Origin of the sequence: Desulfoluna sp. (assembly GCF_030145185.1) — a bacterium.
In the GTDB taxonomy this organism is placed as follows: Bacteria; Desulfobacterota; Desulfobacteria; order Desulfobacterales; family Desulfolunaceae; genus Desulfoluna.
In genome coordinates this window covers 1-13134 of the sequence record NZ_JAQYWB010000028.1, presented here as the reverse complement: position 1 = coordinate 13134, position 13134 = coordinate 1, and the positions used below count along the sequence as shown (strand labels likewise).

General features: G+C 55.8%; 11 protein-coding genes. 5 read left to right on the top strand and 6 right to left on the bottom strand.

Translation table 11 applies throughout. The features are described from left to right. Positions 1-4: 4 nt before the first annotated feature. Complete coding sequence (locus Q1Q75_RS10760) at positions 5-1288, top strand: DUF1936 domain-containing protein (protein WP_300670230.1); 1284 nt, start codon at positions 5-7, stop codon at positions 1286-1288. Between the two features lie 152 nt (positions 1289-1440). On the opposite strand, the gene Q1Q75_RS10755 is transcribed toward Q1Q75_RS10760, so the two are convergent. Next, a complete protein-coding gene (locus Q1Q75_RS10755; RefSeq protein ID WP_300670228.1) occupies positions 1441-1824 on the bottom strand; it encodes a hotdog domain-containing protein in 384 nt (127 codons plus the stop codon). Between the two features lie 365 nt (positions 1825-2189). On the opposite strand from Q1Q75_RS10755, the gene mqnE reads away from it, so the two are divergent. From mqnE to Q1Q75_RS10735, 4 genes are all read left to right on the top strand, one after another. Next, a complete protein-coding gene (gene mqnE / locus Q1Q75_RS10750; protein WP_300670226.1) occupies positions 2190-3272 on the top strand; it encodes an aminofutalosine synthase MqnE in 1083 nt (360 codons plus the stop codon). Between the two features lie 11 nt (positions 3273-3283). Further along, a complete protein-coding gene (gene mqnC, locus Q1Q75_RS10745) occupies positions 3284-4345 on the top strand; it encodes a cyclic dehypoxanthinyl futalosine synthase (RefSeq protein ID WP_300670224.1) in 1062 nt (353 codons plus the stop codon). Continuing rightward, positions 4342-5502: an amidohydrolase family protein gene (locus Q1Q75_RS10740; RefSeq protein ID WP_300670222.1), complete on the top strand. Its 1161-nt coding sequence runs from the start codon at positions 4342-4344 to the stop codon at positions 5500-5502. The genes mqnC and Q1Q75_RS10740 overlap by 4 nt, the downstream gene beginning before the upstream one ends. A gap of 486 nt (positions 5503-5988) precedes the next feature. Further along, positions 5989-6876: a menaquinone biosynthetic enzyme MqnA/MqnD family protein gene (locus tag Q1Q75_RS10735; RefSeq protein ID WP_300670220.1), complete on the top strand. Its 888-nt coding sequence runs from the start codon at positions 5989-5991 to the stop codon at positions 6874-6876. A gap of 833 nt (positions 6877-7709) precedes the next feature. Here Q1Q75_RS10735 and Q1Q75_RS10730 read toward each other — a convergent pair. The 5 genes from Q1Q75_RS10730 to rpe form a co-directional block, all read right to left on the bottom strand. Beyond that, positions 7710-8537: a 1,4-dihydroxy-6-naphthoate synthase gene (locus Q1Q75_RS10730; RefSeq protein ID WP_300670218.1), complete on the bottom strand. Its 828-nt coding sequence runs from the start codon at positions 8535-8537 to the stop codon at positions 7710-7712. Positions 8538-8989: 452 nt separating this feature from the next. After that, positions 8990-9826, bottom strand: coding sequence for a futalosine hydrolase (gene mqnB, locus Q1Q75_RS10725; RefSeq protein ID WP_300670216.1), 837 nt, complete (start codon positions 9824-9826; stop codon positions 8990-8992). After that, positions 9823-10464 carry a TetR/AcrR family transcriptional regulator gene (locus Q1Q75_RS10720; RefSeq protein WP_300670214.1) on the bottom strand — a complete coding sequence of 214 codons (642 nt, stop codon included), beginning with the start codon at positions 10462-10464 and terminating at the stop codon, positions 9823-9825. The genes mqnB and Q1Q75_RS10720 overlap by 4 nt, the downstream gene beginning before the upstream one ends. Before the next feature lie 55 nt (positions 10465-10519). Beyond that, positions 10520-10954 (bottom strand): type II 3-dehydroquinate dehydratase, encoded by a 435-nt coding sequence (gene aroQ / locus Q1Q75_RS10715; protein WP_300670309.1) that lies wholly within the window; start codon positions 10952-10954, stop codon positions 10520-10522. A gap of 224 nt (positions 10955-11178) precedes the next feature. After that, complete coding sequence (gene rpe, locus Q1Q75_RS10710; RefSeq protein ID WP_300670212.1) at positions 11179-11844, bottom strand: ribulose-phosphate 3-epimerase; 666 nt, start codon at positions 11842-11844, stop codon at positions 11179-11181. Positions 11845-13134 lie beyond the last annotated feature (1290 nt).

The window sequence follows — 13134 nt, the reverse complement described above, 5'->3', positions numbered from 1 at the left end:
ATTGATGAATGTCGATTTAAAAGATACCTTTGAATTTCACGTCCAGAAACGATTGACCGGAGTCGATGGCTATACCTCTGTCTGGCAATGTCTCGGCCCCAGCATTGACGCTTTTTCTCTTCTTGTTTTGATTCATACGGAAGAGGGGTCTGGTTTTTCCCTTCAGGATATTGTGGAAGAGGCCATCGAACTGGGGCTGCTTCTAAAGGATCGCGTGGCGGAGGTGCTCGGGATGATTCGTCAGGACGGGCTCCTGGCTGGCACGGACGAGGCCCCTGAAATCGGTGAGCTTGCCAGCCGCCTCATGACGGGATTAAACGAAAAATACCCCAAGATGCAGGGGATTGTTTTGCCGGCCTTTCTCGTTCAGATTCTTCAAGAGCTGGTCGATGGACGAAATGATCTTGATAAGGCTCTGGAGCAAGTGGACCAGACCCTGGTTCCCCAGGAGGAGAATGCCTCGGTTCCACAGGAAGACCCGGCGGAGGCCGAAGCACGGCGTGATCGGTTTCTCAAACGGATCTCGACGATTCGAAAACGCCTCATTGATGACAGGGGCCGAGAGGTAAAGGTTCAGGAGGTGGCGAGTGCTTCCCCCAAAGGAGCCTTGAGAACTCTGGTGGTTTCCACCGAGGAGGACGAGGCCTCGGCCCCATCGGAAGCCCCTGGTTTCGTTGAGCCTCAAGATGATTCCAGCAAAACCGTCCCCCAGCGCTCCCAGGAAGAGATTCAGCGAGACGCCTTTTTGACCCTTCAGCGGGAAAAAATGGAACTGGAACGGCAGAAGGAAGCGTTTCTTCTGGAAAAAAAACGCCTTGAAGAGGACCGTCATCGAGGTGGCCTGATGGCTGCGGCCCTAAGCGAGTCTGAAAAAGAGACCCGTGAAAATTTGACCCGGGGTGACAGTGACGGCGATATTGCCGCCGCCGTGGCTCGTTTCGAAGAAGCTCTGTCCCTGGGGTGTCCGGTCTGCAACAGCGGGAAACTGGAGACGCGCACCACGGACAATGGAAAAACCTTTTACAGGTGTGACAATCGGTCCTGTGGTTTTGTGACCTGGAAGCGCCCCTATCCCTTTGCCTGCCCCCTTTGCAAAAATCCCTTTCTCGTTGAGAATGAGACCGGAGATGGTCTCTCCTGTCCTCGATCGGTTTGCACCTTTACGCAACAGGGGCTGGAAGCTCCCCAGGCGAAACAGGGGTTAGAGGTTTCCCAAGAGAAAAAAACGGCACCTGAAGGGACGAAGCGTGTCCGGAAAGTCCGTCGCGTGGTGCGGAAAAAGAAATAAAAGCGCCTCCGGCGGCAAGGTGTGCCACCTTGAAAGCTGGTTTACGAATGCGCTTTGGATGAGGTCACGCAAACTTTATCGCGTCCGCATTCGTGCGGCGTGTGACGGGTTGCGTTGTGGGTCACACGTGTCAGCTCCCTGGGTTTTCAATTTTACCCCAATACATGCGCGTCAAGGACAAAGCAGGTAAAGGTTCCTTTGAAGACGATCTCCTCTCCTCGTTTGACGGAGACCGGAACGATGTTCTTTTTCCCCTCGGTCTCCTCCACCACGGCCTCAGCCGTGAGAATTTCCCCTACCTTTACCGGTTTTAAAAATCGGGTCTCCGCAGCCCCCAGCACCACATAGGGATCATTGACCGCACACATCGCCGCATAATCTGCCATTCCGAAGATAAATCCCCCATGCACAAGTTTCTGCTCATCGGCACCCATTTCAGGGGTGGGGGTCAGGGTGACGACGCAGCGTCCTTTTTGAAGGGCGGTGATGGAGCCGCAGAGAGCGTGGTTTATGTTCAGGTGGGTGTTGAGTTCCATGGTGGTTTCTCCTGAGAAGTCAGAGGGTGTAAGCACAGATGGGAAGGACGGGACGAGTCCGTCCATGGCTCCATCGAGGTGTGCAGGTCTCTTTGACTCTTAGAATGGTTTTCAAAATCGGTCAACCCGCCATCGACAAAGACTGAATGACTGTGTTCCCCAGGACATCGTCAGCATGCAGTCAGGAGAGACTCCGAAAGGCTTCGCAGCCCCTTGGGGTCATTCATCTTTCTTGCCATGGGCGAAAAATCTCTGTATATATGACCGGGTGGTCACTGACCAGGTGGTCACATGAAGAGAGATAAACTGAATCAGGGGGTTGGCGCGTTGCCGTCCGTCTGAGATACCTCGCAGAAGAGGGGATTATGGATTTTATCGATTTGAAGCTGGCGTCCATCTGGGACAAGGTGAGGGCAGGAGAGCGGTTGACCTTCGAGGACGGGATGGTGCTTTATGCCTCCCACGATCTGTCGGGTGTGGGCCGAATGGCCGATTTTGTGCGCAGGAAACGTCACGGTAATGTGGCTTATTATGTGTACAACCAGCATGTCAATTACACCAACGTCTGCTCCAACCGGTGTACCTTTTGCGCCTTTGCCACGGATGAGGGCACGGGCCACGCTTACACCTGGAGTATCGAGGAGGTGAAGTCACGCCTTAGGGAGCGTATGGACGAGCCGGTGCGCGAGATTCATATGGTGGGGGGGCTGAATAAAAACCTTGATTTCGATTATTTTACGGGGCTTTTAAAGGCGATCGCCGAGGTGCGGCCCGAGGCCACCATCAAGGCCTTTACGGCTGTGGAGATCGATTACCTTTCCCGTCTGTCTGGACTCTCCCTTGCGGAAACCGTGGCTGAATTGAAACAAGCGGGGCTGGCCATGATGCCGGGTGGGGGGGCCGAGGTCATGAGTGAGCGGGTCCATGAAGCCCTTTTTCCGAAGAAGATCGGGAAAGACCGCTGGCTTGAGGTGATGGAGACGGTTCATGACGCAGGGATTCCCACCAACGCCACCATGCTCTACGGTCATATAGAGACTCTGGAGGAGCGTGTGGCACATTTGATGACCCTGCGTGATTTACAGGATCGAACGGGCGGTTTTTCGTCTTTCATTCCCCTGGCCTTTCACTCCAAGAACACCCAGCTCTCTCACCTTCCGCCCACCACGGGCGTGGATGATTTAAAGAACGTGGCGGTGGCGCGTCTCATGCTCGATAACTTCGACCATATCAAGGCCTATTGGGTGATGATCGGGGAGAAGATGGCCCAGGTCGCGCTCTCTTTCGGGGCCGACGATTTGGATGGCACCATCATCGAAGAGCGGATCACCCATACCGCTGGCGCCACCTCGGCCAAAGGCCTCACCCGTGCTGAAATGTTTGCCATGATTCGTGGGGCAGGGTTTGAGCCGGTGGAACGAGATTCTTTTTACAATCATATCTCTTAGGGGAAGCGTTGATGAAGGCTTTATTTCAAAAGATATCAAAGGGTCATCGCGTAACCCCTGAGGAGCTGCTTGAGCTTTTTACCCAGGCAACCCTTCCGGAACTCGGCAGTCTGGCCCATGCCCTTCGGCTTGGAAAGCACCCGGATCCGACGGTTACCTTTGTGGTGGACCGCAACATCAACTACACCAACGTCTGCATGTCAGAGTGCAAATTCTGCGCGTTCTACTCCAAAGTGGGGGACGAAGGCGGCTATGTGTTGAGCCGTGAGTCTTTCCGGCAGAAGATCGAAGAGACCCTGGAGCTTGGGGGCACTCAGATCCTGCTTCAGGGGGGGATGAATCCCGCCCTGGACCTTGACTGGTACATCGATCTTCTCCGCTGGCTCACCGCCACCTTTCCCATTCACGTTCATGGTTTTTCTCCCCCTGAAATTTCCTGGCTCGCCGACCAGAGTGACCTCTCCATCGCCGAGACGGTGATGAAGCTCAAGGAGGCCGGACTGAAATCGATTCCCGGCGGCGGGGCAGAGATTCTCGTGGACGCGGTGCGCAGGCAAGTCTCTCCGAATAAATGCAGCGTGGACCAGTGGCTGGGGGTCATGCGTGAGGCGCACCGGGTCGGCATGCGATCCACCGCCACCATGATGTTTGGTCACCTGGAAACCCCGGAAGAGATTGTTGAGCATCTCGTCCGTATCCGGGATCTCCAGGACGAGACCGGCGGGTTCACCGCCTTTATTCCCTGGACCTTTCAGCCCACCCATACAAAGCTCCAGTTAGAGAAGGCCACGGCCGATGCCTACTTGCGCGTCTTGGCCCTGTCCCGGATCTTTCTGGATAACGTGGACAATGTTCAGGCGTCCTGGGTCACGCAAGGGGAGAAGATCGCCCAGGTGGCCCTCTTTTTCGGGGCCAATGACATGGGCTCCACCATGATCGAAGAGAACGTGGTGGCCGCCGCAGGGGTGGATCACATGCTGCCCAAGGAGGAGCTGATTCGCGTGGTGGCCGCAGCCGGGTTTACCCCGGTGCAGCGGGATTGTTTTTACAACCACCTGAAGGTGTGTGCGTGAGACGGACGCATCGGGCCAGATGGGTGGTGGCGGACGCCGATACGGTGATTCACCAGGGTCATCTGGTCACCGAGGGCGGGGTCATTGTCTCCGTGGGCTCCGGCGCGGGTCCCAAAGGGACAGCGGTGATTGACCATGGCGATGCAGCCCTTCTTCCCGCCTTTGTCAACGCGCATACCCATCTGGAGCTGTCCGCGCTGAAGGGCAGGGTCACAAGCGACGCCGGGTTTGCTGCATGGGTACGGGATCTTCTGGTGGTTCGCGGTGGATATTCAGATGAGGTTCTGTTTGAGGCGGCCAGGGAGGCTGTTCAAGAGGCTGAGAGTGCCGGAACCCTCGTTTTTGGTGAGATCTCGACTCTGGGTATCACAAGGCCTTTGTTTGATGAAAAGGAAGCACAGGGCGTCTGGTTTCAGGAGCTCCTGGGGGCACCGGACTCCCTGGCCATGCCGCCGGCACATAAAGAGGCCCCGTGGATCAGCCTTGCCGCCCATGCGCCCCACACCACGGATCCCGAAGCCATCCGGCAGATGAAGGCCCTGGCTGCAAATGCGGGGCGTCCGTTCAGTATTCACCTGGATGAATCAGAGGCCGAGCGCGAGTTTATTACCACCGGCCAGGGGGGCTGGGCCGACTTCCTGACAGAGCGTGGTATTGATTTTTCCGGCTGGCCCCTTCCAGCCGATGATCCGGTCTCCTACCTTCTGGACCTTGGGGTGGTGGATGATCAAACCCTGGTGGTCCACCTGCTTCAGAGTGGCCCTCCCCATTTCAGGCGACTGGCAGAGGCGGGGGCCACGGTGGCCTGCTGCGTCCGCAGTAACCTGCTTCTTCATGGGCAAGCCCCGGACCTTTCGGCCATGGCAGAGGCAGGGTTGGCCGTGGCCCTGGGCACCGACAGCCTGGCCAGCTGTGAGAGCCTCTCCATTCTTGATGAGATGCGGGCTGTGGCTGCCCATGCCCCCGGACTGGCAGCCTCCGAAATTTTTCGTATGGCCACGGAACATGGCGCAAAAGCCCTTGGGCTCTCCGAGCGGTTTGGGCGTCTTGTGCCTGGAGCCTCGGCACGGTGTCTTAAATTTTATCCGGAAGCTTCGGGGCGCTTTTTCTCCTTTGAGTGGCTTTTTGATGAACGCCTGGATGTGCGTATTCTTTGATAAATCAAATGGAACTATTCAGCCTCTATGAGATCTAAAGAGGCTCCGGTGGCATGGGGGTTGTAAGGTAGGGTGTGCTTGCGCACCGCTGAAGCACCGCATCGATCATCGAAGTCGATGTGTTTGGATGATCCTTGCACCGAATTGAAAGGGCGAAGGGTACCGGTTATACGGGCAATGGTGCGCAAGCACACCCTACGAGGTTTCGCATGGCTGGAGGTTTTCGTTATTCTGGCTGTCTGGGGTAGATTGGGATGAATAGTCACACATATTATTATTTTGATTTGGTCGTTTTCTCATCAAATATCCGGGCTAAGGCCGTTTCGGCCCATTTTTTATGGCCGCGGTACAAACGATGACCAAGACGAAATTTTGACAAACAGGTTCTCACAGTGAAGAGGTCCCCTCTCTCGCTCCCAGGCTCCGTCTGGGAAGGCTCCCCGGAGGCATGTATTTCACCAAATTTTTACCCTGAAAGGTAATCATATGAGTAAGATTCCCATCGGTCGCATAAGCTATATCAACGTCTCACCGGTTTACCATGGCATCGACCACGGCGATTGTCCCGAGTGGCTCTCCATGGTGACACAGCCTCCGGCAACCCTGAATGCCATGCTCAAAACAGGGCAGGTGGTGATGAGCCCTGTCTCCTCGGCGGCCTATGCCCGAAATGCCTGTGAATGGTTGCTTTTGCCCGATCTGTCCATCGCCTCTGACGGCAAGGTGCTGAGCGTCCTGTTTGTGGCGAAAAAGCCCATGGGGGCCTTGGACGGCGCGCGCGTCATCGTCACGGAGGAGTCTGAGACCTCGGTGGGGCTTCTGCGGATTTTATTGGGTGAAAAAGGGGTGAATCCGGTCATTGAGCCGGGAAAAGTGCATACGCCCTCGGATCTGCCCGAAGGGGCCCATGGCGCTCTGGTGATCGGTGACGCGGCCCTTTTGACAGACTGGCAGGCCGAGTTCCCGTATGTCTATGATCTGGGTGAAGAGTGGAAACAGATGACGGGCCTTCCCTTTGTTTTTGCGGTCTGGGCCATTCGTCGGGATTTTTGCATCATGGCCCCCGCCGTGGTGGATCGCCTCGTGGAGCTGTTTCACTGCTCCCGCGTCAGGGGCCTTGCAGAGAGAGATGGCGTTGTATCGGATGCCCATAAAAAAACAGGCCTTTCAGAGGCCGTCCTTAACCATTACTTTAACCATCTTGTGGTCTCCCTGGGGGCCTCAGAGATCAAGGGGATGACCCTGTTTTTTGATTTGTTGTACCAGTTCGGCCTTCTCCCTGAAAGAGTCACCCCCGCCTTTGCCTCGCCCTTTGAAACCTTCCCTTCAAAAGAATCCCCATGGCCCATAAACCAACATAGCGCTGTTGTTTGATTGAATTATCTGGGTTGTTAAGAGCGTGCTTCGTTCTTCGTGCTTGGTTCTTCGTTCGAGGAGTCGCTGCGCTCTATCAATGATAAAAAAAGGGCTATCCCGAAGGGTGAGAAAATCGAACAGAAAACGAAAATGACATTTTGTATTTTTCGAAAACCTGATTTTTTCGCCACAACACTCTGTAATAAAATTGTATATCCTTTTGCGGTGCGGTTTCTCATGAAATGTCCGGGCTATGTTCAATAATGGGTCTTTTAGGGGAATACGGGCCGGGGCCAAGCCCCCGGCAAAAAGAGCCGCGGCGGAGCACGGCGCGCGTAGGGTGCGGCTCCCGCACCGTTTAACGTCACGCAATCCGCCGGCCCCGTCTCAACACGTATCACAATCACAAAATGCGGCTTCGCTGTTTTTTGGGCGCGCCGTGCTCCGTCGCGGCATTTACGCGATACCGATGGAAGGGAGTCGTTCGCTGGGATGTGATAACGGATGCGTGGCAAGTTTTGGCTGTTAAGGGGGGGCGGGCCGGGGCCAAGCCCCTGGCAAAAAAAGCCGCGGCGGAGCGCGGCGCGCCCAGAAGGGTGCTGCGGTGTCTCCATTTCATTGTTAAAGCCACTGGCAGCGGGTCCACTGTGACTGGCAAAGCTCTTAAATTTACGAGGGCTTACCACGCCAGCCACCTGCGCATGGCTTTTTAATAATGGACGGAGCGAAGCGACCCCTCGAACGAAGAACCAAGCACGAAGCACCATGAACGCTTTAATAATAGACGGAGCGAAGCGACCCCTTGAACGAGGAACCAAGCACCAAGAACCAAGCACGCTTTTAATCCCTTATTACACAAACAACGGAACATCAGACGGCGGGATGAGACCCCTCTTCACCGCTCGGTCCATGAGGGCTTCGACGGCGGCAATGCCCTCGTCTCCCAGGTCGATGGAGAAGTCGTTGACGTAGAGGTTGATGTGGCTTTGGGTGACCTCATCGGAGAGCTCCACAGCGTGGCTGCGGATGTAGTCCCGGGAGGCTTCGGGGTGGGCAAAGGCGTGTTTGACGCTTTGGGAGATGGCGGCATCGATGCGGTGGATTTCATCTGCTGGCAGATCGCGGGCAGCGGCGATGCCGCCCAGGGGAATCGGAAGGCCTGTTTCACGCTCCCAGAAGGCACCGAGGTCGTCAACGCATGTCAACCCCTGCTCGGGATAGGTGAAGCGGCTCTCGTGGATGATCAGGCCCGCTTCGAACTCGCCTGCGGCCACCTTTGGCATGATGGTGTCAAAGACCATGGGGACGGCCTGGGGCGCTTTGCCCAGGTAGAGGCCCAGGAGGAGGTGAGCCGTCGTCATGAGTCCTGGGACGGCAATGGGGACCTCTTTCAGGCGCTTGGGGTCAAAACCGGGCCTGGCCACGATGAGGGGTCCGCAGCCCCGGCCCAGGGCGGCTCCGCTTCGCAGCAGCGCGTAGCGATCCCTTAAGTGTCCGATGGCGGCAAAGGAGAGCTTGGTGATGTCGAATTCTCTCGCCAACGCAAAGGTGTTTAATGCCTCGACGTCGTGGAGATGGGGCTCAAATGTAAGGTCTCCTGCCTTGACCAGTCCATGGATGAGGGCATGAAAAATGAACGTATCGTTGGGGCAGGTAGAGTATGCGATGGTTCGGTTCATAGCTGGCGCCTATGGGTAAAATGGTAAACTATATGAGTGTGTTCTGGCGAGTCTCTTAAGTGATTATAGAATTTTCTTTCGGTCCTGAGGGTGTTCACATCGCCCCCTGAACACCCTTGATCTCCGGTGCGGCATGAATAACGACGAACTAAAAAGCCGCACCGGAGTGCGGCGCTCCGTTTCGGCCCGTCTTTTTTTGGGCTTTTTTTAAAAAGCGATTCGCCGAAGGCAAGCTGAATAGTTACAACAATTGTAACTATTCAGCCCCCATCTACTTCAGACGGTCAGAGTAACGAAAACAACCCGCCACGTGACACCACGTAGGGTGTATTTGCGCACCATTTGTTCGGAAAACCAACACCTTTTGCCATTTCTATGCTGCTTGAGGGGTATCCGTGCATGAGTTTTCTTGGCCGTTGCGGTTGATCCATGGTGCGCAAGCACACCCTACCTCACATCCCCCACACCGTCGGCAACGCGTCACATAAGGGTGCCGCTGGCCCCCTTTTCTTACCCCATTCCACCGGAGCCTCTTTTGATTTCACAGGAACTGAATAGTTACGTTTCAAAAACGCCATCAGGCAGGCACAGCTGTTTTCAAAGGCCAGGGGAAGATTCCAGGCCTCTTTGTCGCGTCGGCCTACGAGGTTGCTGGCTCCTCGGATTTCGAGAAAGGGGATGCCGTAGTGAAGGGCGGTGTGGGCGGCAGCGGCCCCTTCCATGGATTCCATGACGGGGCAGTAGAGGTCGAAGAGTCCTTTGGCGCGGGCGGTGGTGGCCGTAATGGTAGAGCCACTGACAAAGGAGCCTTTGTGGAGGGTGAAGCCGGTGAGATTTTCATTGCGGATTGCAGCAGCGGCTTCGTCGGCAAGGTCCCGATCCAGGAGGAACCGGTGCCGGTATGTCCGTCCGCCGGTCTCCATGACGGGAAAGGGCAGGGGAGCCAGTCGGACGCTTTTTTCATCGCTCTCAAGCTCAAGGCCCATATGAACATCGATCTCCTCGGTGGCCACGGCCACGTCCCCCACGGCGATTCCTGACTTTGCAAACCCCCCGGCGCAGCCCACCTGAATGATGAGCCCCGGGGAGAACCGTTCGATGGCGGCGGTCAGGCTTTGGGCGGTGTTGACCGCTCCGGGGCCTGCGGTCAAGGCGATCAGGGGCTGGTCCTTGAGTTGCAGGGTCATCCCTGTGCGGCCTGCGATGGCAAGGGGTTTTTTGGCTTGAAATTGGGCCAGAGCCGGGGCCAGCTCCAGATCCACGGCGGCAATAATCAGGATGGGCGTCATGGGGTGACTCCCGAAAGCAGGCTGTCGCACAGGTGTTTAATTTTTATCTCCAACTCTTTTTCATCCGCGTTGTGGATGCCCAGGCCCCCGTCCATGTGCGGCAGAGTCAGGGCCTGAAGAAAGCGATCCATGCTGGCGTCGATCACAAAACAGGCCACGTCGATATTCACTCCGTCTCGCAGCTCCCCTTTTTCCCTGGCCGTGTCGAGCAGCGAGCGCAGGTACTCCAGGCTGTAGTTCCGAATGGAAGTAAGGATTTCAGCACGGAAGGGGATCTCTTTTTCCGCCAGGGTGCGAACATAAAGACGGTAAATCACCGGGTGCTTCTGGGTGAAGTCCACGCCGGCTTTCAGGGTCTCTTCCAGCCGAAGGTGCAAAGGGGCCTCGGTGGTGGCATCACGAACCTCCTTGAGGTAATTCTTCACCTTATCCACGGACTGTCCGAAAATAAAAAGGAATAATCCTTTTTTGTCTCCGAAGTATTGGAAGATGGAGCCTTTGGCGATGCCGACTTTGGAGACAATGGTGTTGATACTCGCGCTGCGGTATCCGTTGTCGGAAAATTCGTCAGCCGCCGCCTTTTCGATGCGGCGTTTTTTTTCTTCGGGCAGGTTCAGAAAGGTTGGGTTGGGTTCCATGTACACGCGCCTTGTCAGGGTGAAGCAAGGGGAGCCACCGGTAAAAGGGGGCTGCTTATTTTCGGATCATCTCAAGGATGGCTTGAAGGGCCATGAGATAGCCGCGGGCACCGAAACCGGCGATAACCCCGTCGGCCACGCCAGAGATATAGGAGTGGTGACGGAACGGCTCCCGCTTGTGAATGTTGGAGAGGTGAATCTCCACCACCGGGCAGGAGAGCATGGCCAGGGCGTCACGGATTGCGACGCTGGTGTGGGTGTAGGCGGCCGGGTTGATGATGACGCCGCTTACGCGCCCGAAGGCTTCCTGGATGCGGTCGACGATCTCACCTTCCGTGTTGGATTGAAAGCTCTCGATATCGGCACCCTGTGAGGTGCCGTATTCCATGAGCTCCCGGTCGATATCGGCCAGGGTGGTGGTGCCGTAGATTTCTGGCTCCCGGCGTCCCAGCATGTTGAGGTTGGGACCATGAATGACGTCGATGACCATGGGTTTCACAGGGTCCTCCCGGTTGTCGACAACCGCCGGGGCGGTCGTCATTGGTTGATGGATGGCCTTCGGGTGCGGAAAAAAAATAAACGCACAAAAACCATGCCTCCGGCGGCAAGGTGTGTCACCTTGAAAGCAGGTTTCCGCCTTATAAATCCGTTGGGAAAGCGAATGCATGAGGATTTGGCTCATGCATTTCGCCGTTCGGTTTCAAGGTGAATGAGCTATTTTGTGGCTTCGCTGATCTCTTTTTTGAAAAAGGCGAGGGTCTCTTCGTAGCTGTCGCTGCCGAAGATGGCCGAGCCCGACACAAAGGAATCCACGCCCGCTTCGGCGATGGTGCGGATGGTCTTTTTGTTCACCCCGCCATCGATCTGAATCAGGGTGGAGAGCCCTCTTTCAGTGATCATGCGTTTGATCTCACGTATCTTGTCCAGGCTGTTTTCGATAAAGGACTGGCCGCCGAATCCCGGGTTGACGCTCATGACGACAACAAAATCGAGCTCGTCCAGTACCCACTCGATGGCGCTCAAGGGAGTGGCAGGGTTCAAGGCCACACCGGCTTTGGCGCCCAGTGATTTGATGAGCTGAATGGATCGATTCAGATGGGTGCATGCCTCGGCGTGTACAGAGATCCAGTCCGCGCCCGCTTTGACAAAGGCCGGAATCAGCTGATCAGGCTTTTCGATCATGAGATGAACGTCCAGGGGCAGGTCCGTCACTTTTCTGGATGCTTCCACGATAATGGGGCCGTAGGTGAGGTTTGGTACGAAGTGGCCGTCCATCACGTCGATGTGAATCCAGCCAGCGCCGGCTGCCTCCACCGCCTTGATTTCATCGCCAAGTTTTGAAAAGTCTGCGGACAATATGGAAGGTGCAATAATGGACATGTCTAACATCCTGATTTTTCATGGGTTGATAAAATGTAATGTGATGCTTTCTTACCTCGAACAGCACCGAAAATCAATACTTTCAGAAAATCTGTGTCGGGTAGGGTGGCGCAGGGGGCCTGAACGGTCAGAAAAGCCCAAGGACGGATATTCCCCACGCCGCCAAGGAATGTCAAAAGGTGTTGGTTTCTTTGGCAATGGTGCGCAAGCACACCCTACGGTGTGACGCGTTGCCGACGGCGTCAGGGCTGCGAGGGTAGGGTGTGCTTGCGCACCGCGGATTAACCGGAACGGTCAGAAACGCCCAAGGACGGATATCCCCCACGCCACCAAGGAATGGCAAAAGGTTTTGGTTTCTTTGGCAATGGTGCGCAAGCATACCCTACGGTGTGACAGGTTGTCGACGGTGTGGGGGCTGTGAGGGTAGGGTGTGCTTGCGCACCGCGGGGCAACCGGAAGGGTCGGAAACGCCCAGGGACGGATATCCCTCTATCAAAAACGTTCTTGGTGCTTCGTTCCGGGTTCTTGGTTCGAGGAGTCGCTGCGCTCAATCTGTTATGAAAAAACCGGGTCTGGTTTCAATAATAAGCATTTCAGGGTAACTCTGGCAGGGGCAAGCCCCCGGTAAAAAAAGCCGCGACGGAGCACGGCGCGCCCAGGAGGGTCCCGTGGTGCCTTCACTCCACACTTCAAAGGTGTAACCCTGTTTGAACGAGGCCAAAAGCCGGGGCTGGGGGAGATGGCGAAAGGGAAGAACGTTCTTGGTTCTTCGTTCGTGGTCCAAAGGCTTTTAATAACCTTAAAAAACATGTCAATCACGAAAAACATGAAAGTAAAATACATAAAATGGGGGGGTAGGGGCTTGAGATGGTTTCGGCGGCCGGGAACCCTGATGTGACGCGTTGTCGACGGTGTGGGGGCTGCGAGGGTAGGGTGTGCTTGCGCACCGCGGGTCAACCGGAACGGTCAGGAACGCCCAAGGACGGATATTCCTCTATTAAAAGCGTTCTTAGTGCTTGGTTCCTCGTTCTTGGTTCGAGGAGTCGCTGCGCTCAATCTATTATAAAAAAGCCAGGTCTGATTTCAATAATAAGCATTTCAGGGTAACTCTGGCTGGGGCAACCGGAAGGGTCGGAAACGCCCAGGGACGGATATCCCTGGCGCAGGGGGGGGGAATCGAAGCGTTACTGTTTCAGGTGCCGTTTTTAATCAAAAAACCGTGTCTCTTTGAGGCGTCCATCTTCATAGAGAAAGAGGGTGGAGCGTTCGAAGGTGGGGACCAGGACCCAG

What these genes read in the sequence shown, in the direction of transcription:
- Q1Q75_RS10760 (WP_300670230.1), top strand. Translation starts at nt 5, where the DNA reads ATGAATGTCGATTTAAAAGATACCTTTGAATTTCACGTCCAGAAACGA.
- Q1Q75_RS10755 (WP_300670228.1), bottom strand. Translation starts at nt 1,824, where the DNA reads ATGGAACTCAACACCCACCTGAACATAAACCACGCTCTCTGCGGCTCC.
- mqnE (WP_300670226.1), top strand. Translation starts at nt 2,190, where the DNA reads ATGGATTTTATCGATTTGAAGCTGGCGTCCATCTGGGACAAGGTGAGG.
- mqnC (WP_300670224.1), top strand. Translation starts at nt 3,284, where the DNA reads ATGAAGGCTTTATTTCAAAAGATATCAAAGGGTCATCGCGTAACCCCT.
- Q1Q75_RS10735 (WP_300670220.1), top strand. Translation starts at nt 5,989, where the DNA reads ATGAGTAAGATTCCCATCGGTCGCATAAGCTATATCAACGTCTCACCG.
- Q1Q75_RS10730 (WP_300670218.1), bottom strand. Translation starts at nt 8,537, where the DNA reads ATGAACCGAACCATCGCATACTCTACCTGCCCCAACGATACGTTCATT.
- mqnB (WP_300670216.1), bottom strand. Translation starts at nt 9,826, where the DNA reads ATGACGCCCATCCTGATTATTGCCGCCGTGGATCTGGAGCTGGCCCCG.
- Q1Q75_RS10720 (WP_300670214.1), bottom strand. Translation starts at nt 10,464, where the DNA reads ATGGAACCCAACCCAACCTTTCTGAACCTGCCCGAAGAAAAAAAACGC.
- aroQ (WP_300670309.1), bottom strand. Translation starts at nt 10,954, where the DNA reads ATGGTCATCGACGTCATTCATGGTCCCAACCTCAACATGCTGGGACGC.
- rpe (WP_300670212.1), bottom strand. Translation starts at nt 11,844, where the DNA reads ATGTCCATTATTGCACCTTCCATATTGTCCGCAGACTTTTCAAAACTT.